The sequence below is a fragment of the Pseudarthrobacter sp. fls2-241-R2A-127 genome (assembly GCF_030209355.1).
In the GTDB taxonomy this organism is placed as follows: Bacteria; Actinomycetota; Actinomycetes; order Actinomycetales; family Micrococcaceae; genus Arthrobacter.
On the sequence record NZ_JARVSF010000012.1, the window covers coordinates 110,739 to 136,082 of the forward strand.

General features: G+C 67.1%; 24 protein-coding genes and 1 riboswitch. Of the genes, 11 read left to right on the forward strand and 13 right to left on the reverse strand.

Annotated elements, in window-relative coordinates; all coding sequences use genetic code 11:
- Positions 1-261, reverse strand: coding sequence for a hypothetical protein (locus QRN53_RS09735; protein WP_285243813.1), 261 nt, complete (start codon positions 259-261; stop codon positions 1-3).
- A gap of 342 nt (positions 262-603) precedes the next feature.
- Here QRN53_RS09735 and QRN53_RS09740 point away from each other — a divergent pair, with 342 nt between their 5' ends.
- On the forward strand, positions 604-2,013 hold the full coding sequence (locus QRN53_RS09740; RefSeq protein WP_285243814.1) for an aldehyde dehydrogenase family protein: 1,410 nt from the start codon (positions 604-606) through the stop codon (positions 2,011-2,013).
- A gap of 61 nt (positions 2,014-2,074) precedes the next feature.
- Here the strand turns inward: QRN53_RS09740 and QRN53_RS09745 are convergent, their stop codons facing one another.
- The 6 genes from QRN53_RS09745 to QRN53_RS09770 all read right to left on the reverse strand — a co-directional run bounded on the left by QRN53_RS09745 (position 2,075) and on the right by QRN53_RS09770 (position 7,403).
- Positions 2,075-2,461 carry a hypothetical protein gene (locus QRN53_RS09745; protein ID WP_285243907.1) on the reverse strand — a complete coding sequence of 129 codons (387 nt, stop codon included), beginning with the start codon at positions 2,459-2,461 and terminating at the stop codon, positions 2,075-2,077.
- Positions 2,462-2,643: 182 nt separating this feature from the next.
- The gene (locus QRN53_RS09750) at positions 2,644-3,069 is read right to left on the reverse strand and encodes a heat shock protein transcriptional repressor HspR (RefSeq protein ID WP_285243815.1); all 426 of its coding nucleotides are present in this window, start codon (positions 3,067-3,069) and stop codon (positions 2,644-2,646) included.
- Between the two features lie 15 nt (positions 3,070-3,084).
- Complete coding sequence (locus QRN53_RS09755; RefSeq protein WP_285243816.1) at positions 3,085-4,056, reverse strand: DnaJ C-terminal domain-containing protein; 972 nt, start codon at positions 4,054-4,056, stop codon at positions 3,085-3,087.
- 270 nt (positions 4,057-4,326) lie between these two features.
- A complete protein-coding gene (locus QRN53_RS09760; RefSeq protein WP_285243817.1) occupies positions 4,327-5,028 on the reverse strand; it encodes a nucleotide exchange factor GrpE in 702 nt (233 codons plus the stop codon).
- A gap of 2 nt (positions 5,029-5,030) precedes the next feature.
- A complete protein-coding gene (dnaK, locus tag QRN53_RS09765; RefSeq protein WP_285243818.1) occupies positions 5,031-6,902 on the reverse strand; it encodes a molecular chaperone DnaK in 1,872 nt (623 codons plus the stop codon).
- A gap of 177 nt (positions 6,903-7,079) precedes the next feature.
- On the reverse strand, positions 7,080-7,403 hold the full coding sequence (locus QRN53_RS09770) for an ArsR/SmtB family transcription factor (RefSeq protein ID WP_285243819.1): 324 nt from the start codon (positions 7,401-7,403) through the stop codon (positions 7,080-7,082).
- A 97-nt stretch (positions 7,404-7,500) separates the two neighbouring features.
- Here QRN53_RS09770 and QRN53_RS09775 point away from each other — a divergent pair, with 97 nt between their 5' ends.
- Positions 7,501-8,742, forward strand: coding sequence for an MFS transporter (locus QRN53_RS09775; RefSeq protein ID WP_285243820.1), 1,242 nt, complete (start codon positions 7,501-7,503; stop codon positions 8,740-8,742).
- A gap of 15 nt (positions 8,743-8,757) precedes the next feature.
- Here the strand turns inward: QRN53_RS09775 and QRN53_RS09780 are convergent, their stop codons facing one another.
- Complete coding sequence (locus QRN53_RS09780; RefSeq protein WP_285243821.1) at positions 8,758-9,051, reverse strand: hypothetical protein; 294 nt, start codon at positions 9,049-9,051, stop codon at positions 8,758-8,760.
- Positions 9,052-9,135: 84 nt separating this feature from the next.
- Entirely contained in the window at positions 9,136-9,912 is a 777-nt protein-coding gene (locus QRN53_RS09785) for a TetR/AcrR family transcriptional regulator (RefSeq protein ID WP_285243822.1), read from the reverse strand.
- Positions 9,913-10,040: 128 nt separating this feature from the next.
- Here QRN53_RS09785 and QRN53_RS09790 point away from each other — a divergent pair, with 128 nt between their 5' ends.
- On the forward strand, positions 10,041-10,970 hold the full coding sequence (locus QRN53_RS09790; RefSeq protein WP_285243823.1) for an NAD-dependent epimerase/dehydratase family protein: 930 nt from the start codon (positions 10,041-10,043) through the stop codon (positions 10,968-10,970).
- A 3-nt stretch (positions 10,971-10,973) separates the two neighbouring features.
- On the opposite strand, the gene QRN53_RS09795 is transcribed toward QRN53_RS09790, so the two are convergent.
- Positions 10,974-13,175: an MMPL family transporter gene (locus tag QRN53_RS09795; RefSeq protein WP_285243824.1), complete on the reverse strand. Its 2,202-nt coding sequence runs from the start codon at positions 13,173-13,175 to the stop codon at positions 10,974-10,976.
- Positions 13,176-13,398: 223 nt separating this feature from the next.
- Between QRN53_RS09795 and QRN53_RS09800 the strand changes: the two genes are divergently transcribed.
- The 5 genes from QRN53_RS09800 (at position 13,399) to pabB (ending at position 18,229) form a co-directional block, all read left to right on the forward strand.
- Positions 13,399-13,911, forward strand: coding sequence for a MarR family winged helix-turn-helix transcriptional regulator (locus QRN53_RS09800; RefSeq protein ID WP_285243825.1), 513 nt, complete (start codon positions 13,399-13,401; stop codon positions 13,909-13,911).
- A 55-nt stretch (positions 13,912-13,966) separates the two neighbouring features.
- On the forward strand, positions 13,967-14,785 hold the full coding sequence (locus tag QRN53_RS09805; protein WP_285243826.1) for a methyltransferase domain-containing protein: 819 nt from the start codon (positions 13,967-13,969) through the stop codon (positions 14,783-14,785).
- Positions 14,786-14,825: 40 nt separating this feature from the next.
- The gene (locus QRN53_RS09810) at positions 14,826-15,449 is read left to right on the forward strand and encodes a LysE family transporter (RefSeq protein ID WP_285243827.1); all 624 of its coding nucleotides are present in this window, start codon (positions 14,826-14,828) and stop codon (positions 15,447-15,449) included.
- 133 nt (positions 15,450-15,582) lie between these two features.
- Positions 15,583-16,122, forward strand: a complete 540-nt coding sequence (locus tag QRN53_RS09815) for a low molecular weight protein-tyrosine-phosphatase (RefSeq protein WP_285243828.1) — start codon at positions 15,583-15,585, stop codon at positions 16,120-16,122.
- Positions 16,123-16,141: 19 nt separating this feature from the next.
- A complete protein-coding gene (pabB, locus tag QRN53_RS09820) occupies positions 16,142-18,229 on the forward strand; it encodes an aminodeoxychorismate synthase component I (RefSeq protein ID WP_285243829.1) in 2,088 nt (695 codons plus the stop codon).
- 19 nt (positions 18,230-18,248) lie between these two features.
- Here pabB and cls read toward each other — a convergent pair whose 3' ends face one another.
- A complete protein-coding gene (cls, locus tag QRN53_RS09825; protein WP_502934837.1) occupies positions 18,249-19,724 on the reverse strand; it encodes a cardiolipin synthase in 1,476 nt (491 codons plus the stop codon).
- Between the two features lie 93 nt (positions 19,725-19,817).
- Here cls and QRN53_RS09830 point away from each other — a divergent pair, with 93 nt between their 5' ends.
- Together QRN53_RS09830 and QRN53_RS09835 are read left to right on the forward strand one after the other, a co-directional pair.
- Positions 19,818-20,747, forward strand: coding sequence for an aminodeoxychorismate lyase (locus QRN53_RS09830; RefSeq protein ID WP_285243830.1), 930 nt, complete (start codon positions 19,818-19,820; stop codon positions 20,745-20,747).
- A 60-nt stretch (positions 20,748-20,807) separates the two neighbouring features.
- On the forward strand, positions 20,808-21,272 hold the full coding sequence (locus QRN53_RS09835) for a pyridoxamine 5'-phosphate oxidase family protein (RefSeq protein WP_285243831.1): 465 nt from the start codon (positions 20,808-20,810) through the stop codon (positions 21,270-21,272).
- Between the two features lie 20 nt (positions 21,273-21,292).
- Here the strand turns inward: QRN53_RS09835 and QRN53_RS09840 are convergent, their stop codons facing one another.
- The gene (locus QRN53_RS09840) at positions 21,293-21,997 is read right to left on the reverse strand and encodes a TetR/AcrR family transcriptional regulator C-terminal domain-containing protein (RefSeq protein WP_285243832.1); all 705 of its coding nucleotides are present in this window, start codon (positions 21,995-21,997) and stop codon (positions 21,293-21,295) included.
- A gap of 226 nt (positions 21,998-22,223) precedes the next feature.
- Here QRN53_RS09840 and QRN53_RS09845 point away from each other — a divergent pair, with 226 nt between their 5' ends.
- Complete coding sequence (locus QRN53_RS09845; protein WP_285243833.1) at positions 22,224-22,478, forward strand: hypothetical protein; 255 nt, start codon at positions 22,224-22,226, stop codon at positions 22,476-22,478.
- A gap of 103 nt (positions 22,479-22,581) precedes the next feature.
- Here the strand turns inward: QRN53_RS09845 and opgC are convergent, their stop codons facing one another.
- A complete protein-coding gene (opgC, locus tag QRN53_RS09850) occupies positions 22,582-25,047 on the reverse strand; it encodes an OpgC domain-containing protein (protein ID WP_285243834.1) in 2,466 nt (821 codons plus the stop codon).
- Positions 25,048-25,223: 176 nt separating this feature from the next.
- Positions 25,224-25,338, forward strand: a riboswitch (SAM riboswitch).
- Positions 25,339-25,344 lie beyond the last annotated feature (6 nt).

Genomic DNA, 25,344 nt, shown 5'->3' on the forward strand with positions numbered 1-25,344 from the left:
TTAGTTTCCCTCGCCTGCCGCGGGAAGTGTTACGTAAGTGCCCTGGGCCCTGCTGCCGTTTCCGGGAAGGGCTCCGGGCAGCGAGACGTAGCTGCCCCTCAGCTCCGGTGACGCTTCCTGACCAACGGGCAGGGTGACGTAGCTGCCCTCCGTATGCGGCGGCACTTCCGAGCCGGCGGGCAACGTAACGTAGCTGCCCCCTCGGGAGGTAGCGGCAGCTGCTGGTGCGGGGGCTTCAGTGCGCTCGGCCTCTAAAGTCATGATGTTCTCCTGCTTGTGGGGGGCGACGGCGCGCAACCCGGACACCTGAGCGGCGGTGGCGCGGTAAGAGCCGTGGTATCCGCTGCTGGGGTGGTTGGAGGGGTCGTTTGCCTGGATCCGGGGAGGAGTTGCCCGGCGTTTTTCGAGGCGGCGCCGGCCTGACACCGATTCTAGAGTTAATCTGACAAGTTCACAATAAGCCTGCGTAGTTTCATCCCGTTCCCTCCATGCCAAGGGTCTTGCGCACAAAGACAAGAGTCGCGGACCGGCCCTGACCCACACTGGAAGTAACCCGCTACGCCGCCCGGCTGGCGCCCTTGACTACTCGAAGTGGAGTACCCCTTGGAAACCTACGATGCGCTCCTCGCGTCCATTGCCTCCGGTGACGGCACCGGCCGGACCATCCTTGACCCGGCCACCGGGGAAGCCGTGGGCGAAGCCCCCATCCACGACCTCGACTACCTGGAGAATGCTGTGGCCGCAGCCGTCGCCGCCCAGCCGGCCTGGGCGGCGCTGGGCCACCACGCCCGGTCCGCCGCGCTCCTCAAAGCAGCCGACGCCGTCGAACGCTCCGCGGAGGAACTGGCCCGGCTGCTCTCCCGGGAGCAGGGCAAACCGTTGAACGGCCCCAACGCCCGGTTCGAGGTGGGCGCCTGCGTGGCGTGGCTAAGGACCGCCGCCACCACGCCGCTGGAGCCGGAAACCATCGTGGACGACGGCGAAACCCGCGCCGAACTGCATTACCGCCCCATCGGCGTCGTCGGCGCCATCGGGCCCTGGAACTGGCCCATGATGATCACCGTCTGGCAGCTGGCCCCTGCCCTGCGCATGGGCAATGCCATCGTGGTGAAGCCCTCCGAATACACGCCGCTCTCCGTCCTGGCGCTGGTCAAGGTCATCAACGAAGAACTGCCCGAAGGAATCCTGACGGTGGTCTCCGGCGGCCGCGAGGTCGGCGCCCGGCTGGCCGAACACCCGGCGATCGGCAAGATCATGTTCACCGGCTCCACCGCCACCGGCCGCGCCATCATCAAGTCCTCCGCGGACACCGTCAAGCGGCTCACCCTGGAACTGGGTGGCAACGACGCCGGCATCGTGCTGCCCGACGCCGACCCCAAGGCCATCGCCCAGGACATCTTCTGGGGCGCGTTCATCAACACCGGCCAGACCTGCGCCGCCCTCAAGCGGCTCTACGTCCACGACGACATTTACGATGCCGTCTGCGAAGAACTTGCAGTGGTTGCGAAGGCGATGCCGATGGGGAACGGCCTGGACGAGAACAACGTACTGGGCCCCTTGCAGAACAAGGCGCAGTACGACGTCGTCGCGAACCTCGTGGAGGCGGCGAAGGCTTCCGGCGCACGTGTCCTGCTGGGCGGGAACCCGGACACGGACCAGCCCGGATACTTCTACCCCACCACCCTGGTGGCGGACATCGACAACGACAACCCGCTGGTCGCGGAAGAACAGTTCGGCCCGGCCCTGCCCATCATCCGCTACAGCACCGTGGATGAGGCAGTGGACATGGCGAACGGGCTCGACGTCGGCCTCGGCGCCTCGGTCTGGTCCCAGGACCTGGCCGCCGCCCGCAACGTGGCCGCCCGGATCCAGGCCGGTACCGTCTGGATCAACCGGCACGGCGCCGTGGACCCCCGCATCCCATTCGGCGGAGCCAAGCAGTCCGGCTATGGCGTTGAATTCGGCGTCGAAGGCCTCAAGTCGCTCGGCGTACCGCAGGTCATCAACGGCTGACTTTTGATACGGGAGCCCGGCGCGCAGGTGCCGGCGCGGGGCTCCCGGAGCTTTGGCGGCGTTACCCCAGGGCCGGGGCGGTGGACGTCCGGCCGGCGAACTGCCGGCGGGCCCAGCGGGCCAGCTTCTTGCCCTTGCCTTTCCACCAATTGTCCTCATCCTGGTTGTAGTGGAACCGGAAAACGATGGCCACCAGGACGAACATGCCCATCACCACGTCCACCCAGGACGACATCACCAGGGCGACGAAGACAGTCAAGGCATTGGCGACGATGGACGGAATGGCCAGGGTCCGGAACACGGTGCTGGCCACATAGCGGCGGTGCGACCTTGGGACGGACAGTTCGCGGACCATGTCGAAGCAGACGCAGACCACCACGATGGCCTGCCCCAGGGCCAGGAGGATCTGGCCAGGCATTGAGACGCTGAACGCGGCGACGGACTCCATACCCGGGCTCATGGCCGGGCCTTGCGGGTGACACCTTTGCTGAATACACCAAACACGGAAAAACCCCCAGAACTTGCGGAACCACCGCCGCTGATCCGGCGATGGTTCCATTCAAGGTTCGGGGGGCTTGCGGGTCACGAGTAGTGGGTACTCTACTTTTGCTGGAGCCCCGTCCGGTGTACTTACTTGCCGATGGCGCGCGGCCGCCACACCATGACAGCCTGCGAGCGTGGCCGGGGCCGCTGCCCGCGGGAGAGGCTCACGACGTCGCCGGCGGCACCGGCCGCAAAGATACGCGAATCCACTGCCCGGGGCCTGCGCCCCAGTTCCTCGGTCAGTTCCGAGATCCGGCTCTGGAGGGCAGCCACCTGGTTTTCAAGTTCCAGGATGCGCTTGATCCCCTCCAGCGACACGCCCTCCTGGGACAGCCGCTGCACTTCCCGCAGCATGTTGACGTCGCGCTGCGAGTAGCGCCGGGACTTGCCGGGGGCACGGCTGGGCTTGACGATGCCGAGCCGGTCGTATTGCCGCAGTGTCTGCGGGTGCATGTCTGCAAGCTCGGCCGCCACGGAGATCACGAAGATCGGCTGGTCAGCATTGATGTCCACGGCTCACCTCCGCTCCTAGAGCCGGGCCTTGGCTGCCAGGCCCTCACGGACGTCCGCCGACGACGTCGCCTCGGCGAACGCCTTGACCGCAGCTTCGGCGTCCTTGTTGAGATTCTTGGGAATGGCGACGTCGATGGTCACCAGCAGGTCACCGGTTGCCTTGGACGTCTTCACGCCTTTGCCCTTCACCCGCAGGGTGCGGCCGGACGGCGTCCCGGCCGGGACGCGGACCTTCACCGTTTCACCGTCAATGGTGGGAACCTCGATGTCCGCGCCCAGGGCGGCCTCGGGGAAGGTGACGGGGACGTGGATGCGGAGGTTGTCGCCGTCGCGCGTGTAGAAAGCGTGCTGCTGGACCGCGACGGACACCACCAGGTCACCGTTGCCGGCAGCACCGGGCTGGCCCTTGCCGCGGACGCGGACCTTCTGGCCGTCCTTGATGCCGGCGGGGACGCGGACATCGATCACCTCACCGCTGGGTTCACGCAGGCCGATGGTGGTGCCGCGGATGGACCCTGCAAACGAAATGCTGGTGGACGCAGTACGGTCGGCGCCCTTCTGCGGGGTGCGCTGGAACCCTGGGGAACCACCGAAGCCGCCAAAGAGGTCAGCGAACTCGGGCGGAATGCCGCCGGCGGACGGGTTGAACCCGCCGGAATGCCGCCCGGTGTTGCCGGTGAAGAGGCCACCGAACATGTCCTCGAACCCGCCGTTGGGGGCGCCGGCGCCGCCGGGAGCAAAACGGGCTCCGCTGCCCATGGCACGGATGGCGTCATACTGCTGCCGCTCGTCGGGATCGGACAGCACCGAGTACGCCTCGGAGATGTCCTTGAACTTCTTCTCGGAAGCAGCGTTCCCGGCATTGGTATCAGGGTGATGCTGCCGCGCAAGCTTCCGGTACGCCTTCTTGATATCGGCTTCGGAAGCGTCCTTGGCAACACCAAGGATCTTGTAAAAGTCCTTGTCCACCCAATCCTGGCTAGCCAATGGCGTTTCCTTTCAAGTCTCTTAACTAATAGCTCTCCGCGGTACAGGGGCCCCCGCCCCTACGCGTGGTGGCTCGGTCCTGACGGACCAAGCCACCACGCTCCGGCAGGCCCGATGCCACTCCCGGGGCCCCTGTACCGCTGCGAGCTTCGTGGTTACCTCACCTTAGGCGAGATGACCGTTGGCGCGGAGGCCGGATATGGGGCGGCGGTGTGGAGGGCACCGCGAAGCGGGCACCGCCCCATATCCGGCGTAGCGCCTGGTGACCGACTACGCAGGGACCGCGACGATGACCTGGGCTGCGCGGAGGACGCGTTCTCCTGATTTGTAGCCTGAGCGGAGGACCTGGCTGACGGTGTCAACCTCGATGTCTTCGCCGGGCTGCTGGATCAGGGCTTCGTGGATCGTGGGATCGAACTCCACGCCGGTCTCGTTGATCCGGACCAGGCCGTAGGTCTTCAGCGCGTTCTCCAACTTGGTGGCGATCGCGGCGAAGGGACCGTCGGTGAGGTCGCCGTGCTGCCGGGCGGCGTCGACGTCGTCCAGGACCGGGAGCAGGGAGTTCAGGACGCCGATGACGGCCATCTCCCCTGCCACGGCGCGGTCGCGTTCAACCCGCTTGCGGTAGTTGACGTACTCGGCCTGGAGGCGGAGCAGGTCGTTGCGCAGTTCGGCGGCCTCGGCGTTGCCGGCTGCTGCCGGCGCCCCCTGGGCTACGGAGTCCTCGGCGGGGACGTCCACCCCGTTGAGGATTTCCTCGGCCTGGGCCAGCGCGTCGCCGTCGGAATCCGCTGGGGAACCGGTCCCGTGGGCAGTGTTCGCGCCTTCAGCGTGAATGCCCTCGGGGTGCCGGGCCTGCCCGGTCACCGGGTCAACCTTGCGGTTGTCCCGGATGACCGGTTCGCCGTTGCCCTGCTTGGCCTCATGGTTCGCGGATGAGTTGTGCTCTTCCTCGTTACCGTGGTGCGGCATGGCTACTTCTTCGCTTCGTCTTCGTCGATGATCTCGGCGTCGACGATGTCTTCATCGGCCTTGCTGCCCGCAGAGGCACCGGCGGCACCTTCGGCACCGGGAGCTCCGGCACCGTCCGGCGAACCGGCCTGCGAGTAGATGGCTTCGCCGAGCTTGGTCTGGGAAGCCTGGAGCTTCTCAAACGCGGTCTTGACGGCGGCGTCGTCTGTGCCTTCGAGCGCCTTCTTGAGGGCGTCGACGTCGGCCTGGACCTCGGTCTTGACCTCTTCGGGCAGCTTGTCCGCGTTGTCGGCGATCAGCTTGTCCACGGAGTAGGCGAGCTGTTCGGCGGTGTTGCGGGTGTCGGTCGCCTCGCGGCGGGCCTTGTCCTCGGCTGCGTGCTCCTCGGCGTCCTTGACCATGCGGTCAATGTCTTCCTTGGAGAGGCTGGAACCACCGGTGATGGTCATGGACTGTTCCTTGCCGGTGCCCTTGTCCTTCGCGGAGACGTGGACGATGCCGTTGGCGTCGATGTCGAAGGTGACCTCAACCTGGGGAACGCCGCGCGGAGCCGGGGCGATGCCGGTCAGCTCGAACGTGCCCAGCGGCTTGTTGTCGCGGGTGAACTCGCGTTCGCCCTGGAAGACCTGGATGGCCACGGACGGCTGGTTGTCGTCTGCCGTGGTGAAGGTCTCGGACCGCTTGGTGGGGATGGCGGTGTTGCGTTCGATCAGGTGCGTCATGACGCCGCCCTTGGTCTCGATGCCGAGGGAGAGCGGGGTGACGTCGATCAGGAGGACGTCCTTGCGCTCACCCTTCAGAACGCCGGCCTGCAGGGCTGCACCGACGGCGACGACCTCATCCGGGTTGACACCCTTGTTGGGTTCCTTGCCGCCGGCCAGTTCCTTGACGAGCTCGGAGACGGCGGGCATACGGGTGGAACCACCGACCAGCACGATGTGGTTGATGTCCGAAAGCTTGATGCCTGCTTCCTTGATGACGTCGTGGAACGGCTTCTTGGTGCGCTCCAGCAGGTCCTTGGTGAGGTCCTGGAACTTGGCGCGGGTCAGCTGCTCGTCCAGGTGGACCGGGCCGTCGGGGGTGACGGAGAGGTACTGGAGGGAGACGTTGGTGCTGGAGGAGGAGGAGAGTTCCTTCTTGGCCTGCTCGGCTGCCTCGCGGAGGCGCTGGAGGGCAATCTTGTCCTTGGACAGGTCGATGCCCTTGACCTTGAGCTGGTTCAGCAGGTAGTCGACGACGCGCTGGTCCCAGTCGTCGCCGCCGAGGCGGTTGTCGCCGGCGGTGGCGCGGACCTGGATGGTGGAGAAGTTGTCTTCGTCCTTGCCGACTTCCAGCAGGGAGACGTCGAACGTACCGCCGCCGAGGTCGAAGACCAGGATGAGTTCGTCTTCCTTGCCCTTGTCCAGGCCGTAGGCGAGGGCTGCGGCGGTGGGCTCGTTGACGATGCGCAGGACGTTCAGGCCTGCGATTTCGCCGGCTTCCTTGGTGGCCTGGCGCTCGGCGTCGTTGAAGTAGGCCGGGACGGTGATGACGGCGTCGGTGACCTTTTCACCCAGGTAGGACTCGGCGTCGTTCTTCAGCTTCATGAGGATACGCGCGGAGATTTCCTGCGGGGTGTACTTCTTGTCATCGATGGCCATGGTCCAGTCGGTGCCCATGTGGCGCTTGACGGAGGCGATGGTGCGGTCGATGTTGTTAACGGCCTGGCGCTTGGCGATCTCGCCGACCAGGACTTCGCCGGACTTGGAGAACGCAACGACCGACGGCGTGGTGCGGCCACCCTCGGCGTTGGCAATAACGGTGGGCTCGCCACCTTCGAGAACGGAGACGACGGAGTTGGTGGTTCCGAGGTCGATACCTACTGCACGTGACATGTGTTGCTTCCTTCTTTCCTTGGAAACTGGGTGGCGCCCAATGATTGAGCGTTCTGGACTCAACTTTACTCAGGCGACATCAGATGTCAACACAAGTTGAGTGAACTACGCTCAACTTTGCTCACGGCGTACAAGATGGGGACGCACGACGGCGGCCCGCACCGGGGCGCGAGGGCTTCAGTCCGGGCTGGGCGCGTCCAGCACTGCCGCGAGCAGCCCAGGGAACCGCGCCTCCAGGTCGTCCGTGCGCAGGGTCAGGCGGCGGCTGCGGCCGTTGGCCTCGTTGCGGATCACCCCGGCCTCCCGCAGCACCTTCATCAGGTGGGACTTGGTGGACTTGGGCATATCCGGGTTACTCAGGGCGCACTCGGCCATATCCAGGGGGCCGGCGCGCAGCTGGCGCGCGATCTCCAGGCGGTCCGGATCGCTCAGGGCAAAAAGAACACTGGGCAAATTGAGGTCCGCGCGGTCGGGATGGGTGAGGTTCGCCGGTGTAGCCACAGTTCGACTTTAGTTGAACCATCTACGCCACTGCCAGTAAGCTGAGATTTCGATTATTTTCGAACCAACCCCCACCCTACGCAGAAGGCGGCACGTTTTGACGCACTCCCCCGCAGCCCGGCCCCGGGAGGCCCGCCGGCGGCTGGGCTTTGTCCTGATCGCGGCGGCCACGGCAGCAATGATGGCCGGAGCCAGCGCACCGTCGCCCTTCTACCCCACCCTTCAGGAGCAGCTGCACCTGCTGCCCGTGGCAACCACCGGGATCTTTGCGGTCTACGCCGTGGCATTGCTGGCAGCCCTGCTCGTCTTCGGCTCCATTTCGGACCACCTGGGACGGAGGCCGGTCATCAGCGCAGCCTTCATCCTGCTCGCAGGCAGCGTCACGGCCTTCCTGGTGGCCGATTCACTGGCCATGCTCCTGGTGGCCCGCGTCCTGCAGGGCATCGCCAGCGGCATCCTGCTGACCACACTCTCAGCAGCCATTGCGGACCTGGAAGCCGAGGACGATCCGGGCTCCAGCGCCGCCTGGAACACCGTTGCGCCGCTGGGCGGCCTGGCGCTGGGGGCCCTGGCATCCGGGCTGCTGCTGGATCTGCTGGCGGAGCCGCGCACCTTGGTGTTCGTATCGCTGACCGTCCTGTACGTGGCGTTCGCCGCGCTGGTGTGGGCCGCCCCCGAAACCTCGCCGCGGACCCCCGGGGCGGCGGCCTCGCTCAAGCCGCACCTGGCCCTGCCGGCCGCCGCCCGCCGCGGATTCATCACCGGCGCCCCGGCGGTGTTCGCCGGCTGGGCCACGGGCGGACTGTACCTCTCGCTGGGCGCCGCGATCGTCCACACCACATTCGGCATCCGGGAGCACCTCTGGCAAGGCATGGTGATCACCATCCTGGCGGGCACCGGGGCCGCCACAGCTGCCTGCCTGCACCGGTTCGGCGCCCGCACCATCACCATTTTCGGCACCACGGCCCTGGCCCTTGGCACGGCGTTGTCCCTGCTGGCAATCGGCCTGCACTCGTTCGGCCTGTTCCTCGCTGCCGTGGTGGTGGCCGGTGCCGGCTTTGGCACAGCATTCATGGGCGTGATCCGGTCCATCAGCCCCCTGATTGAGGACCACGAACGCGCCGGCACGTTCGCCTCGCTCTTCGTGGTGGCCTACACGGCCTTCGGTGTTCCGGCAGTGCTCGCCGGGCTGCTGGCCCCGGTACTGTCCCTCCCGGTCACCACCTACGCATACGGAGGCCTGGTGACGATCCTGGCCGCGGTGGCGGCGATCAGCCGGGCCCGCAGCAAGGATGCCGAACCGGCCGGCGACGCCCAGCCGGCGGACGCCGTCCGGTAAGCGTCCCCTCGGTATCTACCGGTCGGAGTCCGGGCGCCCGTGCAGCGGGCCGCGCTCTTCCGTGGTCGACTGGACCTGGCCGTCGGTCAATCCGTCGCGGATCGCTTCCTCCGTGCGCGCGCCTCCGGTGGCTCCGGCGTCGCCGTAGTTGCCGTCCTCGTATTCGCCGTCCGCTTCCCGTTCCGGCTCGTTGATGGTGCCCGCGGTTCCGTAGTCCCCATCGACATACTGTCCGCCTTCCCCCTCCAGGCCAGGGGCGCTGCTGCCCTTGCGGGGTGCCTTGCCTTCAACTCCAGGGTTATCAGTCATGGTGCATCTCTCCTTCGAGGCTCCGCGTCCGTGCGGGCGCACTGGCAGTCTACCGAGGCCCACCGGCCGCCGACAGGGCCAGGCCTACCCGTCATCGCGGGACGGGCGCGGCTGCAGCCCCGCCACGCCGGCCAGGACGGCAAGGTGGTGGTCGAAAAGTTCCGCCGGAACGCTGAAGGTGTCCGGCCCGTATTGGTTGAAGGCTTCGAAGCTGACAGCGCCAAACAGTGCGCTCCACACCAGGACTCCCCGGGCTACGAGTTCCTCGGAGACTGTGAGGCCAAACTGCCCGCGAATGGCTTCCAGATCGGCCTGGAGCGCGGCCGGGATCCAGGCCCCCACCTTGTCCTCCGAGGCCAGCCCCCCGGCCTGGAAAGCAGACTCCAGGATGCCGACCAGGGCGAGGATCACTCGGGTACCGGGGACGGTGGTGCGCTCGGCGGGAGCGTTGTAGCCGGGGACCGGACTGCCGAACAAGAGCGCATAGCTGGCAGGCTCCCGCAGCGCCCAGGTTCGGACCGCGCGGCCCAAGGCCGCGAAGCGGCCGGCATGGTCATCGACTGGAACCGCTTCGACGGCGGCGTCCACCTCGTCCCCCAGCTCGTTGTAGGCATCAATCAGCAGCAGCGTCAGCAGCTCATCCCGGCTTTCCACGTAGCGGTACACCGCCGAGGACACCACTCCCAGGTCCCTGGCCACCGCCCTGAGGGACAGTGCCGCGGCCCCGTGCAGGGCCAGGTGGCGCCGTCCCAGCCGGATGATGTCGGCCACGGTCTGCGTCCGTGCCCGCTGCCTGGGCGTCAGGGCCGGGGCAGATGCCGCCGGCGGGTTCGTTGCGTCCTTCTTCTCTGTGTCCGTCACAAGCTCCAGCATGCCACAACCGAGAGCGGCAGCAACAAAAGAGAGCGCTGCTCTTGACAAGCTCGCGACACCCGTTCATGCTGATTCCGAGAGCACCGCTCTCGCAACGAACTTTCCCAGGAGGAACCATGGTCAAGAATTACGTCGTCACCGGTGCGGGGCCGGTGGGCTGGACGGTTGCCGAACAGTTGGCGGCCGGCGGTCACCGCGTCCGCGTGCTCACCCGGTCCGGCAGCGGGCCCGAGCATCCGCTGGTCGAACGGATCAAGGGAGACGCCAAGGATACGGAAACGCTGCTGGGGGTTTTCGCCGGCGTGGATGCGGTCTTCCACTGCATCCACGGCTCGTCCTACACTGCCGCGGCCTGGGAGGCGGAACTGCCTGCGGCCGAGCAGGCGGTGTTGAACGCGGCGCAGGAGGCCGGCGCCGTCGTCGTCTTTCCGGAGAGCCTGTACTCCTACAGCGAACCTGGCCGTGTGATGACCGAGGACAGCCCGCGCCTGGCAGCCGGCGGCAAGCGTGGTGTGCGCACCCGGATGCTGCAGGCCAGGGAGGCCTCGCCGGCATCCACCGTCAGCGTAGTGGCCGGCGATTTCTTTGGTCCGCGGGTCCGGATGGCGCATGGCGGCGAGCGCATCGTGGTTCCCGTGCTTGCCGGCCGGAACGTCAGCGTGGTGGGCAGCGCGGGCCAGCCGCACTCCTTTACCTATGTCCCGGACCTCGCCGCCGCGATGATCGCCGCGGCCGCCAACCCAGCTGCCTGGAACGCCGTCTGGCATGCCCCCACCGGGCCGGCTTTGACGCAACGGGAGCTGGTCCACGCCTTTGCCCGGGCAGCGGGCGTGCCGGCCCCCAAGGTTCGCGTCCTGCCTGGCTGGGTCCTGCGGGCGGCCGCACTCTTTTCCACCGGCATGCGCGAGGTGGCGGAGATGGGCTACCAGTTCGAACACCCGTTCGTGATGGATTCGGCCCGGTCGGAAGCCACCCTGGGCGTCCGGCCCACCCCGCTGGACGCGGCTGCCGCCGCCACCGTGGACTGGTGGCGGCGGCAGGGCTGACCGTCAGCGGGTGGGGACCTCCGTGCGGGGTTCGACGCCGGGCTCCCGGGATTGGGTGCCGGTCCCGGACTGGGCGCGGGCCAGTTTTCCGGGCCACCAGATCTTGGAGCCGATATCGTAAGCCAGCGCCGGTACCAGCAGCGAGCGCACCAGCACGGTGTCCAGCAGGACGCCGAAGGCCACGATGAAGGCCAGCTGCACCAGGAACATGATGGGAATGACGCCCAGGGCCGCGAAGGTGGCGGCCAGGACCACGCCGGCGGAGGTGATCACACCGCCGGTCACCACCAGGCCGCGCAGGATGCCGGGCCTGGTGCCGTGCTTGAGCGATTCCTCCCGCACGCGGCTCATCAGGAAGATGTTGTAATCCACGCCCAGGGCAACCAGGAACACGAAGCCGAACAGCGGAACCGTGGCATCCGCGCCGGGGAACCCGAAGATGTTGTTGAAGACGAACGCGGACACACCGAGCGCGGCGGCATAGGACAGCACCACGGAGAGCACCAGCAGGACCGGGGCCACGATGGAGCGCAACAGCAGCATCAGGATGAACAGGATCACCACGAGCACCACCGGAATGATGACCAGGAGGTCGCGCTGGGCGGTGGTGTTGGTATCCAGGGCCGTGGCCGTCACGCCGCCCACCAGCGCACCGGGATCAACGGCCTTGACCTCGCTGCGGAGGGCCTTGATGGTTTCCTCGGCCTGCAGGGAATCCGCAGCATAATTCAAGGTGGCGTTGATGAGGACCTTTCCCTCCCTCACATCCGGGGTGCTGGGAGCTCCCGGCGCTCCGGTGATGGGCACGCTGCCTGGCGCCAGGAGGTAGGCCTCACCCACGCCGCCGTCCGCTTTGACCCGGTCCAGCACTTCGGCAGCCTTGGCCTGGTCCGCGACCACGACGGCGGGGCTGCCGCTGCCGGCGTTGAAGTGGCGCGCCAGGGCGTCCTGGCCGTCGACGGCATTGGAGGCTGTGAGGATGACGTCCGTTTGCGGCACGCCATTGGCTTTGAGCTGCAGCAGGCCACTGGCCGCCACCAGGAGCAGGAGGACGGAAGCCACCCATACGGTCCTGGGCCGGCGTGACACCAGGGATCCGGTGGCCCGCCACAGGCCCTTCTGGCCTTCCAGCCCGGTGACCAGCTCGGGTTCGCGCTGGTCCGCGGGCAGGAGCTTGGGCCGGAAGGGCCAGAACGCGGCCCGGCCCAGGAGCGCCATCAGTGCGGGCAGCAGGGTCAGTGCGGCGAACAGGGCGCACAGAATGCCTGCGGCAGCCACCGGGCCCAGTGCCTTGTTCGAGTTGAGGTCCGAGAAGAGCAGGCACAGCAGGGCGATGATCACTGTGGCGCCGGAGGCCAGGATGGGCTCGAACGAAGCCTTCCAGGCGGTCAGGACTGCCGCGGTCCGGTTGGTGGTGTGGGTGAGGGCTTCCCGGAAGCGGGCCACGAAGAGCAGGGCGTAGTCCGTGGCCGCGCCGATCACCAGGATGGAGAGGATGCCCTGGCTCTGGCCGTTGAGCTGGATCCAGCCGGCCTTGGCCATGCCGAAGACCAGGAGAATGGCCGCGCAGAGGGCAAAGACTGAGGTCAGCAGCACCATGATGGGCAGCAGCAGGGACCGGTAGACGATCAGCAGGATCACGAACACGGCAGACAGGGCCACGAGCAGCAGGATGCCGTCAATGCCGCCGAACGCTGCAGTGAGGTCGGCGGCCAGCCCTGCCGGTCCGGTCACGAAGGTTTGTGTTCCTGCCGGCGCCGCTGCGGAGACCGTGGCGCGGAGTTCCTTGACGGCGTCTTTGATTTCCTTGGCGGACCCGACGGGGACCACGAACTGGACGGCCTTGGCGTCTTTGGAGGGGATCGGGCCGATCACGGTGCTGCCCAGCTTGAGGCCCTCGAGGCTGGTCTTGAGCGAGGCCAGCTCCCCCAGTTGCGCAGGGGTGAACGCGGTGGTGTTTTCGATGACGATGATGCCGGGGACCTCGTTCGAGTCCCGGAACTTTGCCTGCCAGTCCTGCGCCTCGGTCGCTTCGGCGCTGGCGGGCAGGAAGGAGGCCTGGTCATTGCTGGAGACCTCGCTCAGGCGGCCGAACGTAGGGCCGCCCACCCCGGCGAGTCCCAGCCAGGTCACGACCAGGACGACGGGGATGAGCCACCGCAGCCAGAACGGGACGCGCTCTTTGGCGACTTTTGTTCGTTTCATGATGCCTTCCATCCAAGGGTGCCGCGAGTAGAATTTGTTCCAGCATAGATTATCTCCATAATAGAGATAAGTGCCAGTCGAGCTTTTTTTGGAAGATCCGCCCTCGTGCCCGGACCGAACTGGCAAGGCAGGGGCTCAGGCGGCTGCAGTAATATCCGTCAGTACGGTCGGGCGGAAACGCTCCGGCAGGAACGCGATCATTAACGGCGGAAGGGAGGCGGGCATGGCAGGACAGACTGCACCCGGTCCACCGCCCTTTCCCCAAGCCGGACCGGAATTCGGGCCGCCGAACCCCCTGATTCGGCTCTTGCAGGAGTTCACCATCGAGGCGAACCGGTACGTGGACGCGGCCGGAGACCGCAAGGACATGCACCGGACGGACATGAATGCCTTGGCGGTGATCATGCGCCACACCGCCAGGGGCGAAATTGTGACCCCCGGCGTCCTGCGGAAGGAACTGAACCTGAGTTCGCCCGCCACCACGGCACTGATCGACAGGCTGGACAACTCCGGGCACGTGGTCCGCGAACGGCACGCCACGGACCGCCGCCAGGTCCAGCTGAAGATGACGCCGAAAGCCTTCCGGGACGGGGGCGCCATCTTCGCACCCCTGGCTCAGCACATGGGCGGCGCCATGGCGGAGTTCTCCCCGGCGGAACTGGAAACGGTCACCCGCTTCATGACCGCGATGATCGAGGCCACCGCCGCGGCCCGGACGGCGTCCGACGACGAGTAGTGTTGGCGCCCCGCAGAAGCGGCAACCGCGGCCCGGTTGGGAGTAGCGTTTGGTTATGAGCGAGCAGCAGCCAGGGGAAGACGTCTACACGCACGGCCACCACGAATCGGTGGTCCGCGCCCATGCCGCCAGGACCGCCGAAAATTCCGCGGCGTTCGTCCTCCCGCACCTCACGCCGGGAACAGCGCTGCTCGACGTCGGCTGCGGGCCGGGCAGCATCACCTGCGACTTTGCGGCACTGGTCAACCCCGGGCACGTCACGGGCCTGGACCGCGCGCCGGACATCATCGCCCAGGCCCAGGCCCTCGCCGTCGAACGCGGCGTGCCCAACGTCGAATTCGTAGCCGGCAACATCTACGACCTTGACTTCGCTGATGAAACGTTCGACCTCGTCCACGCCCACCAGGTGCTCCAGCACCTGACGGACCCGGTGGAGGCCCTGCGCGAGATGCGCCGCGTGGCCAAGCCCGGCGGGATCGTGGCGGTCCGTGATGCGGACTTCCACGGGATGAGCTGGTACCCGGCCATCCCGGAGCTGGATGAATGGATGGACCTGTACCAGCGGATCGCCCGCCGCAACGGGGCAGAGCCCGACGCCGGGCGCCGGCTGGTCAGCTGGGCCCAGTCCGCGGGATTCAGCGACGTCGCCCCCAGCAGCAGCAACTGGTTGTACGCCACGGCCCAGCAGCGCCGCTGGCAGGCCCGGGTCTGGGGTGAGCGGGTGCTGCATTCAGCCTTCGCCGAGCAGGCACTGGAATACGGATTCGCCAACCCGGCGGACCTGGCCAGGATTTCCGCCGGCTGGCACCGCTGGGGCTCCACGGACGACGGCTGGTTCCTGATCCCCAACGGGGAGGTCATCGCCCGCGCCTAGCGCTGGAGCCGGGGCGCGCTGGGCGTCCTAGGATTGATGAGTGCAATTTTCCTTGTGGCTGGCACTTGCCGGTGCCGGCGCCCTCATCAGCTTCACCCCCGGTGCCGGGGCCATCAACACCATGAGCAACTCGCTGAATGCAGGGTTCCGCCGGTCCATTTGGGGAATCCTGGGCCAGCAGGCGGCCCTGGTGGTGCACGTGCTGATTGTGGCCCTGGGGGTTGGAGTGCTGGTGGCAAGCTCGCCCGTGGCCTTCAACGTGATCCGTTACGCCGGCGCCGCCTACCTGGTCTACCTGGGCATCCGCCAGTTCCTGAGCAAGCCCACGGCCGCCCGGGAAGAGGCCGCCGCCCTGCGCAATGAGCCGACGTGGTCCATCTTCAGGCGCGGATTCTGGGTCAACCTGCTGAACCCGAAGGCAATCGTGTTCTTCTTGGCGTTCACTCCACAGTTCATCCGGCCGGAGCAGCCCCTGTTCACGCAATACGCGGTGCTCACCGCCACGATCGTGGTGATCGACATCCTGGTGATGTGGTTCTTCTTCGCCGCGGCGGCCCGGTCCTTCCAGCGGTTCACCAGCACCGAGCGGGGCCAGCTGGTCCTGAGCAGGGTGTTCGGCGCGCTGTTCGTTGGCGTTGGAATCCTGTTGGCCCTGATCCACTAACGGCCGGGTACCAGGTTCAACGGCAACGCAAGGCCTACCTGTATGACAGCCCGTAATGCATCTTTACAAATCAGTAATGCATTGTGAACGGTGCGCTAGCCAAGAGAGGCAACCAGCGCGCATGCTTAGCATCATGAACTCAACGTCGAGCCCATACCGTGTCATCACCGTCTGCACCGGCAACATCTGCCGGTCCCCCATGGCCGAGCTCATGCTCGCGGCGGCGCTGGAACGCGAAGGACTGGACGGGCTGGTGGAGGTGGACTCCGCCGGCACCACCGGATACGAGGCCGGCAGGCCCATCGATCCCCGGGCGGCCCGCCGGCTTGCGGCAGCACAGGTGGCCTCCGAAAACCACGTCGCCCGGGAATGGGACCGCCGGTGGTTCAGCGAGCGCGACCTGATCCTGGCCCTGGACATCGACCACTACGCCTGGCTCACCGAGGCGGCACCGGACCAGGACGCCCTGAACAAGATCCGGATGCTCCGCAGCTTCGATCCCTCCAGGGCCGGCCGCGACCGGCTGGACCAGGGCATCGAGGACCCGTGGTACGGCGGCCACGCCGATTTCGACGCCGTCTGGCACCAGATTCATTCCGCCCTTCCCGGGATCGTGGACCACATCAAGGCTGAAGCCCTGCGGAACACTGAACTGCAGCGGCAGGCACGCTGAAAACGGTACGCTCTAGTCCATGAGCCCAGCCCCCGTCATCATCGCCATCGACGGGCGCTCCGGCGCAGGGAAAACCACCCTCGCAGTCGAACTCGCAGCCCTGCTCCGCGCCCACCACAAGGTGTCCCTGTTCCACCTCGAGGACATCTACCCGGGCTGGGACGGGCTCGCGGCCGGCGTCGAACGGTATGTCTCCACGGTCCTCACGCCGCTGAGCCGGGGCGAGGCCGCCACCTGGACCAGCTGGGACTGGGCCAAACATTACGACGGCGACGCCCGGGTCACGCTGCCCGCCGAGATCGTCATCGTGGAGGGGGTGGGCGCGGCGTCCGAGCCTGCCCGCCCGTTCCTGGGCGCCGTGATCTGGGCCGAGTCACCGGACGACGTCCGCCGGACCCGGGCGCTGGACCGCGACGGCGACACCTACACCCCGTTCTGGGACCAGTGGGCGGCCCAGGAAGAAGAATGGCTGGCCGGCGACGATGTGCCGGGCCACGCGGACCTGCGCGTCAACAACCTCGCCGACGGCTCCGCGCCCATTGACCTGTTGCGGCTGCTTCCGTACCTCCCTGCGCTGGCCCCGGTCCTCGCCCCCGAACTGTCTGCCCGCCGCGGGCTCCGCCTGCACGCCGAACGCCTGGACCTGGCACCGGACGCACCGGCCCTGTTCGAGTCCCTGTATGGCCGCTCCGCCAACGCCGTCTGGCTGGACTCCTCCAACCACCGGGACGCACCGGCCGGCTCCGGGCAGCAGGTGACCGGTCAGGAAACTTCTGCCGCCGAACGCAGCCGGTTCAGCATCATGGCGGACGACGCCGGAACGTTCGGGCAGTTTGTGACGCACCGCGCAGGGGTGAGCCTGGTCAGCGCCGGCTCTTCCGTAGCCAAGGTTCCGGGCCCGTTTTTCCGCTGGCTCAATACCGTCTGGGGCCGGCGGGCTGTCCGGACCCCCGAGGGATACCCCGGCGGGTTCACCCTGGGTTGGCTGGGCTGCCTGGGCTACGAGCTCAAGCGCGAAACCGGCGGCAGCGACCTTTCCGCGCCCACCCCGGACGCCGCGCTGATCTTCGCCGGCCGCGCCGTGGTGCTGGACCATAACGAAGGCGCCGCCTGGCTCCTGGCCCTTGACGCGCCGGACGCCGATGACTGGCTGGCGCAGGCGCGGGCTGCCGTGGAAGCAGCAGCGGATCGGGCCCCGGACGCACCGCAGCCCGGCGGCAGCACCGGCGTCGTCCGTCCTGCACCTCCTGTTTTCCGCAGCCGGGACACCGGGTCGGAGTACCGGGAGAAGATCGCCGCCGCCCAGCACGAAATCGCGCAGGGAAACACCTACGAAGTCTGCCTCACCACCACCCTGGAAGCCCGGATCCCCGAGGACACCCTGGATCCCTGGGCAACCTACCTGGCGCTGCGCCGCCGCAACCCGGCCCCGTTCGCCAGCTACCTGCGGCTGGGGGGCCTCGCCGTCGCCAGCACTTCCCCCGAACGGTTCCTGAAGATAGCGGCCGACGGCGGAATGCGCGCCGAACCGATCAAGGGCACCCGCCGCCGGGCCGCCGATCCACAGGAAGACGCGCAACTGCGCGAGGACCTGGCCACATCCCTGAAGGACCGGGCCGAGAACATCATGATCGTTGACCTGCTCCGCAACGACCTCAGCCACTTTGCGGTGCCCGGCTCCGTGACGGTCAGCCGGCTCTGCGCGATCGAAAGCTACGCCACCGTCCACCAGATGGTCAGCACCATCGACGCCAGGCTGCTCCCCGGTGCGTCGCGGGCACAGGCGGTGGCGGCCTGCTTCCCCGCAGGCTCCATGACCGGTGCCCCCAAGATCAGCACCATGGCCATCCTGGACCGGTTGGAGGCAGGCCCTCGCGGACTCTATTCGGGCGCCATCGGCTACTTCTCGCTCAACTCGGCGACCGACCTCGCCGTGGCCATCCGGACCCTGGTGATCGATTCCTCCGGCGACGGGGCCGCGGACCTGACCCTCGGCGTCGGCGGGGCCATTACCTCGGACTCCGTGGCGGAGGACGAGTACGACGAGATCCGCACCAAAGCCTTCGGCGTGCTGTCAACCTTGGGGGCGGAGTTCCCGGACCGCTGATCCCCGCGTGCCGGCGGGGCTACTGCACCGTTGCGGTCAGCCGGGCCACGTTGTCCACGTAGCGCGCGGCAAGCGGCCGGGTGAGCCAGTCAGCGAGCTTCAGTTCGTGGGAGATGTCCCGGTAGGTGTCTTCCACCGCCCGCATCTTGTTCACGATGTCCTCGCCCAGGAGCATCACGGAGACCTCGAGGTTCAGCGAGAACGAGCGCATGTCCATGTTGCTGGAGCCCAGGACGGCCACCTCGTCGTCGATGGTGAAGTGCTTGGCGTGCAGCACGAACGGCGCCTTGTACAGGTAGATGCGCACGCCCGCCTCCAGGAGGGCCTCGTAGTAGGACCGCTGCGCGTGGTGGACCAGGAACTGGTCGCCCTTCTCCGAGACGAACAGTTCCACGTCAACGCCGCGCTGCGCCGCCGTGGTGATGGCGTACAGCAGGGAATCGTCCGGGACGAAGTACGGGCTGCAGATGGAAATCCGGTGTTGCGCCGAGTAGATGAGCGTGTTGAAGAGCCGCAGGTTGTTTTCCGTAATGAACCCGGGACCGCTGGGCACCACCTGGGCCGTGACGTTGCCGGGTTCCGGATTGGCCGGAAGCTGCAACTGGTGCTCCAGCGACTCGTCGGTCTCGGTCAGCCAGTCGGTGGCGAACACGACGTTCAGGGTGGTCACGATGGGGCCGCGCAGGCATGCCATCAGTTCCACCCACTCGCGGCCCGCCTTGCGGTGGCGCGGGTTGTTGTAGGAAGGCTCGATCAGGTTCTGCGAGCCCGTGAACGCGATTTCACCGTCCACCACCAGGATCTTGCGGTGGTTGCGCAGGTCCGGCCGGCGCCACTGGCCGTGGATGGGCAGCAACGGCAGCATCCGCTTCCACTGGATCTTCCCGGCCCGGAGTCGCTTTAGCAGCTTCCGGTAGCCCTTGATCCTGAGCGTCCCGATGTGGTCGAACAGGAGCCGCACTTCCACGCCCCGCTCGGCGGCTTGCTCCATGGCGGTGAGCAGGTCATTGGTGACGTGGTCCGAGCTCATGATGTAGAACTCGGCGTTGACGAATTTTTTCGCCTTCCGCACGGCCTTCGTCATTTCCAGGATGGAATCGGGGTAGCCGGGGATGAGGTCCACGGAGTTCCCGTCCACCATGGGCAGCGAGCCCAGGGTGCGGTTGAGCTCAGCGGCTGACTTCACCCACTCCGGGCCGGGGTAGTCGCTTTCCACGTCCGAGAGCGCCGTGATCCCGGCCCGCACGCGGTCGTTCACCAGCTGCTGCTGCGCCCGGCGGCGGCTGGAGAGCTGGAAGTTGCCGAACAACAGGAACAGGGCGATGCCCAGGAACGGGATGAAGAAGATCCCCAGCAACCAGGCCATGGCCGTGGTGGGGCGCCTGTTGCCGGGGATGATGCCCAGGGCCAGGATCCTGATCACCAGGTCGGCAAAGCCCAGGAGCACCACAACCCACGTCGGCGCGGTGCCAGCAAGCGAAAAAGGCCACAACACGTCAATAACTCCCGGGGAGGTCGGGCTCCGGAGGACGGTTCCGGCCGGCGCACTCCGCCCAGCTTAGCGGCGCCACCGCACTAAGCTGGTGCCATGAGCTCTCCAGCCCCCGTGGTTCTCGTCTTCCTTGACCCTGCCTACCCTGACGGCAGGGTGGCCGACGCCGCCAAACCGCAGCTCCTGGTCACGGACCTGGGCGTCACCCGGGGTGACGGGATCTTCGAAACCATGCTCGCCGTCGGCGGAACGGTCCGGAAAATGCAGGCCCACCTGGACCGGCTCGCAGGCTCCGCCCAGGCGCTGGACCTTGACATCCCTGGACAGGACGCGTGGCAGCGCGCCATTGCGGGCGCCGTGGCCCGGCACCGCGCCGGGAACCCGCCCTCGGATGCCGACGCCGACGAACTGGTGGTCAAGCTCGTGGTGACACGCGGCGTCGAGGGCGCCCCCACCCCCACCGCCTGGGTGCAGGTCTCCCCTGCCGGAGCCGCGGGCCGCCGCCAGCGGGAAACCGGCATCGATGTGATCCTGCTGGACCGGGGCTACGACAGCGACGTGGCCGAACGGGCTCCGTGGCTGCTCCTGGGTGCCAAGACGCTGTCCTACGCCGTCAACATGGCCGCCCTCCGGCACGCCCACAAGCAGGGCGCGGACGACGTCATCTTCGTCTCCTCCGACGGCCGCGTCCTGGAAGGCCCCACCTCCACCGTGCTGCTGGCCCACGTAGAGAAGTCCGACGACGGCACAGCCGTCAAGCGCCTCATCACGCCGCAGCTGGACAGCGGCATCCTGCCCGGAACATCCCAGGGTGCCCTGTTCGCGGCAGCCAAGGCGGCGGGCTGGGAGTTGGGGTACGGCCCCCTGGAGCCCCGGGACCTGCTGGACGCGGATGCGGTCTGGCTGATCTCCAGTGTCCGCCTGCTGGCCCCCGTGAACCGGATCGACGGCAAGGAGATCGGCACGCCGGCCCTGCAAAAGGAGCTGACCGCCGAGCTGAGCGGCTTATTCGCCGGAATCCAGTAACCGCGCAACAGGGCCACCGGCCTCTTTTGCCCTCCCGGCTTCACCCGTAAGGTGTGGATCATGGACTCGCACAAGCTGCCGGTCGAAAACCTTTCCTTTGACGACTGCTGGGAACTCCTCGCCAATGACACCGTGGGCAGGCTGGCCATTGTGGTGGACGAGCATCCCGAAATCTTTCCCGTGAACTACATCGTCCACCTGCGCAGCATCGTCTTCCGCACCGCGCCCGGCTCCAAGCTCTGGGGCGCCAAAATGGAGCGGCCGGCCGCACTGGAGATCGACGGCTACGACCCCGCCACCGAAATGGCGTGGAGCGTCGTGGTTCGCGGCGATACCGGGATCATCGAGGACCAGGCGGTAAAGGACCAAGTGGACGGCCTCGGCCTGGAACCTTGGCAGCCCGGCGAAAAGGCCAACTACGTCCGGCTGAACGCCAAGGCCCTGACCGGCCGCAGGTTCCAGGTCAACCGGCCCGACGTCTGGAACACCCGTGTGCAGGACCGCCGCCGGGCCTCGTTCGAGTAGGGCTGATTGCTGCTTCCGCGCTAACCGAGCGCTGCTGCCGCCTGCCGGGAAAGCTGCGCTTCCAGCCCGGACAAGAGGATGGTGAGCCCCTGGTCAAGCTCGCTGGCGCCGTCGTAATCCGAAAGTGCCGGCGCCAACGCACGCAGCTTGGGAAATTCCTTGGCGGGCAGGCGGTGGAGCCCCAGGCGGAGCAGCACCTCGTTCTCTTCCGGGTCCACCACGAACTCCTGCAGTTCGTTGAGGATGTGGCCATACAGGAAGCCGTAGTACACGCGGTAGACGTGCAGCGCGTCCGACGGCTCGAATCCGGCCGACACCAGCAGGGACAGGATCTGCTCCAGCGGCCGCAACGTGCCCAGCGGGCGCAGGCCAAGGGGGGTGGACAGCGGCCGGGTGACCAGCAGCGGCACGACGTTGGGGTGGCGCAGCGCCAGCATCCGCAAGTTGTGCGCGATCTTCCGCAACTGGGCTTTCCAGTCCGGGTCCTCCGGTTGGATGGTGAGCTGGTCCAGCACCAGTTCCGTCACCCCGTCCAGCAAGGCGGCCCGGTTTTCCGCGTAACGGTAAAGGCTCATCGGGTCCCGCCCGAGTTCCTGGCCCAGGCGGCGCATGGTCAGCGCGTCCAGGCCCTCTGCGTCCACCATTTCCAGCGCTTTCGCCAGCACAATATCCCTGCTGAGCTTCGTTTTGGACTTGCCGGCGCCGGAGGGATTGGGGGTGGTCATTGATTTGTCCTTGCCGTGGGGCGCCTGTCCGAAATTTTCCGAGAGGGTTGCCCCTGATGTAGTCTACGAGTAAAGTCTACAGTGTAGACGGGCGTTGACGGCGCTAACGGTCCCAGTTCTTTTTGCCGGGATCCAATCTATGGACGCGATTGCCACCAGTGCAGGGCTTCGAGTCCGCTGCTGTAGCCGAACGGCGGCGCCACGCACTTAGCGAAGGGACGCCCTCATGGCACATTCCCAGTTTGATCTCTTTCTCCAAGATGCCACCTACTTCGACCAAACATCCGACTCCACACTGGAACGCGACCGCTTCTACGGCCTCTACATGAGCTGGTGCTTTATCAACCAGCACCTGCCGGGAACGGAAACGACGTTCTGGGCAGCCATGAAGGACCGGCTGCCGGGAAGCCGCAAGGGCCTGCGCATGAAGGGTGCGGCAGCTGCCGACTACATTGTGTCGTCCTACCCCGAACTGGTCTAAGGCACCGGGGCTGCGGGACTTTTCCTGTCATCACCTGGCACGTGACGTAAATGCTGTGGCACCAAGTGTGCCGCAGCATTTTTCTTGCCCGGACAACCGGGGCCTAGGTGGGAATGATCCGGAACAGGAACCTGGTGCGCACCATCACCCACAGCAGTCCCAGCACCACGGCGTACGCCGCAGTGTTGAGGAAGATGCTCTCCTGCTGGAGTGCCGGGATATTGGCCACGACGGCGATCAGCACCACATGCATGATGAAGACATAGAGCGTTGCCCGGCCGAGCGGGATCAGGAACCAGCCCAGGACCCGCTCCACCGGTTTCCAGTAGGCACTGAGGAACGCGTACGCCGCCACCACCAGGAAAACGACGTTGAGCAGCCGCCCGGGGGCCAGGTAGGTCCGGCCAAAGAGGGCGTCATACATGGCCCGGTAGGTGGCGTCCGGCATCAGCGCCAGCCGGACATCGTAATTGTTGGCCAGGTAGGGGTTGCCCCAGGACAGGAACGCCAGGGCGAATGCGGCGACAGTGCAGGCCGCCACCACCCAGGCATGCGCGGACAACCACGCGATGATGCTGCGCCGGTGGTATCCCACCACCAGGCCGAGCACGAACAGGACCTGCCACACCAGCAGCGGGAACGAGTCCTCGAACTGGGACGGCAGGATCCGGAACCTGGTTCCGGCGCCCACGGCGTACACCGCCAGCGATGCCGCCAGGACCCACACGGCCTTCCCACGGTTCAGGAGCGCAAGGATCAGGGGGCTGGCCAGGAGAAGCACCACGTACAAGCCCATGACGTTGAACTGCCAGGGCCCGAACTGCAGCAGCAGGATGGCCGGCAGCACCTGGGGCGGCACCGGGAACTGGAACAGCGACGACATCCCGGCGTAGAGGTCGTACGTCCGGCCGGCCCCGTTGTGCCCGGCGCCGCCGGTCCCCTGGTCCACGAACGTGGTCAGGGCCTCGGTGTGGAAGAACGGAAGCTGGGCGATGAGGAAGACGCCGATCAGCACCGCCAGGGCGGTCACGTACAGTTTCCCGGCACGGCGGGAGGTAAGGTCCACAACCTTGCCAAAGTCCGTCCTGGCCTTGGGCCCGTAGACCATGCCCACCACCAGGCCGGAGAACAGCACGAACAGTTCGGCGCCCGAGACGAAGCCCACGGCTTCCTGGGTGAGCAGCTGGAACAGCGATACCAGGCCCAGGTGGTTGACCACCACGAAGACAATGGCCATCCCGCGCAGCAAATCCACGCGTGAGTCCCTGGCGCCCGGGTCCTGGTAGCTCCAGGCGGTCGCAGCGGGGAAGCGGCGGGGAACCTGCCACAGCGCCGCCAGGAGGATGGCCATCGCCACGGCCACGGTCCAGACGGCCGCCCCGGACAGGGTGTTGGCCCGGACGTATGCTCCATCCGCGGCAACGTCGGTGACCGGGCCGGTCACCATGGCAGAGGATTGAAGCCGGTCATGCGCAGCCTTGGCGATGGCGGGGTTCCCGGTGAGCAGCCAGTCGATGCTGGCCACGCCCGTATCCCTGGTGCTGGTGCGCTCATCCCACACCACCGCAGCCGTCCTGGCGAAAGTGGACGAGGTGGCAGTACCCACCACTTGGTCCCACCATGCCACCTTGATGTCCGCCTCCGGCGGTCCGCCCGCGGCAGGGCTGTAGAACGCCGAAGTCTGGAGCAGGAACGGCTTCTTGCGCCCCTCAGCGTAGGTGCCATAGAAGTTTTCGCCGCCGGATCCGGTCAGCATTTCCGGCAGTTCACCGGGGCGCGGCGCGGTGTTGACGGCGGCCCCGCCGGCGGTGTCGTCATGGTAGGCAGTCAGGCCCACCCAGTCCACGGCGTCGTCGCCCGGGTAATACGGGGCGTAGGCGGCATCGGAGCCGTTCCAGGCGCCGTCGCCATTGGTGTCCAGGAGCGCGAAGCCGTCACTTCCCGGCTGCGGCGCATTCCGGCTCCGGTCAAAGGGGTAGTCCTTGCCCAGGTACGGCGCCCAGACCATGGCGGCCCGGCCGCCGTCGTCCTTCCTGACCGCCGCCGCGACGGACTTGAAAGCCTCCCGGTAGGCAGCCGGCTGCTGGCCCCAGGCCACCCAGCTTGCGTTCATGTCCGGGGCGAAACGGATCAACAGCTGGCCCTTGAACCCGGACGCCAAGTCGCGGACTTTGCCGGCGAAGGCTTCCGCTTCAGTGCCGCCGATCTGGTCAAGCGGCACGGTGGGCTTCACGGTGAGCATGGCGTGGGCGCCCTTGGCGGCGGCCTGCTGAAGGAAGCCCTCAATGTTGTTGCGGTCCGAGTCGCGGAACGGCAAGGCGATGTCGTGGCCAAACACGGCCGGGGCCGCCCCCAGCCGGTCGGAGAACCCCGCGGCCGTGTCCCCGCCCCATTCAAGGACGGCCCCCAGCCAGGGCTTGCCCTGGTCCGGTACGGCGGAGTCCGCCAGCGCCGCACCGGCAGGCGCCAGGAGAGTCATGAGGACCACGACGGCGGCCAGAAAGGCCCCGAAGGAACGTTGACGGGCACGACGACGGGCGGCCTGGTGGTGCGATGTAGCTGCTCGCATGCTGGCAAGACCCCCCGGTACTCCCACTGTGACGGCACGGCGGTGCCTCCGGTAGAGACTTTATCGGTCCGGCCGCCCTGCCGCGTTCCCGTGACGCGGGGAGGGCAAGCTCTCAATTACGGAACATGACGACGCCGGCCGTGCGGCTCGGCACGGCAGGTGTTACTTTTTTGGGGAGTAATGAGTACCGGCGCCAAGCCCTGACTGGCCGGTCGGCAACCCTCCTATCGCGGCGGGGTGCCTCAGGTGAATACTCGGCATATCGACCGATTCGAGCTGCAAGCGTGAAAGAAGGAG

Coding starts and splice junctions, on each gene's coding strand:
- QRN53_RS09780 (WP_285243821.1), bottom strand. CDS start 9,051: ATGACTGATAACCCTGGAGTTGAAGGCAAGGCACCCCGCAAGGGCAGC.
- QRN53_RS09815 (WP_285243828.1), top strand. CDS start 15,583: ATGAACTCAACGTCGAGCCCATACCGTGTCATCACCGTCTGCACCGGC.
- QRN53_RS09760 (WP_285243817.1), bottom strand. CDS start 5,028: ATGCCGCACCACGGTAACGAGGAAGAGCACAACTCATCCGCGAACCAT.
- QRN53_RS09745 (WP_285243907.1), bottom strand. CDS start 2,461: ATGGAGTCCGTCGCCGCGTTCAGCGTCTCAATGCCTGGCCAGATCCTC.
- QRN53_RS09840 (WP_285243832.1), bottom strand. CDS start 21,997: ATGACCACCCCCAATCCCTCCGGCGCCGGCAAGTCCAAAACGAAGCTC.
- QRN53_RS09805 (WP_285243826.1), top strand. CDS start 13,967: ATGAGCGAGCAGCAGCCAGGGGAAGACGTCTACACGCACGGCCACCAC.
- opgC (WP_285243834.1), bottom strand. CDS start 25,047: ATGCGAGCAGCTACATCGCACCACCAGGCCGCCCGTCGTCGTGCCCGT.
- QRN53_RS09795 (WP_285243824.1), bottom strand. CDS start 13,175: ATGAAACGAACAAAAGTCGCCAAAGAGCGCGTCCCGTTCTGGCTGCGG.
- QRN53_RS09790 (WP_285243823.1), top strand. CDS start 10,041: ATGGTCAAGAATTACGTCGTCACCGGTGCGGGGCCGGTGGGCTGGACG.
- dnaK (WP_285243818.1), bottom strand. CDS start 6,902: ATGTCACGTGCAGTAGGTATCGACCTCGGAACCACCAACTCCGTCGTC.
- QRN53_RS09800 (WP_285243825.1), top strand. CDS start 13,399: ATGGCAGGACAGACTGCACCCGGTCCACCGCCCTTTCCCCAAGCCGGA.
- pabB (WP_285243829.1), top strand. CDS start 16,142: ATGAGCCCAGCCCCCGTCATCATCGCCATCGACGGGCGCTCCGGCGCA.
- QRN53_RS09845 (WP_285243833.1), top strand. CDS start 22,224: ATGGCACATTCCCAGTTTGATCTCTTTCTCCAAGATGCCACCTACTTC.
- QRN53_RS09735 (WP_285243813.1), bottom strand. CDS start 261: ATGACTTTAGAGGCCGAGCGCACTGAAGCCCCCGCACCAGCAGCTGCC.
- QRN53_RS09835 (WP_285243831.1), top strand. CDS start 20,808: ATGGACTCGCACAAGCTGCCGGTCGAAAACCTTTCCTTTGACGACTGC.
- QRN53_RS09830 (WP_285243830.1), top strand. CDS start 19,818: ATGAGCTCTCCAGCCCCCGTGGTTCTCGTCTTCCTTGACCCTGCCTAC.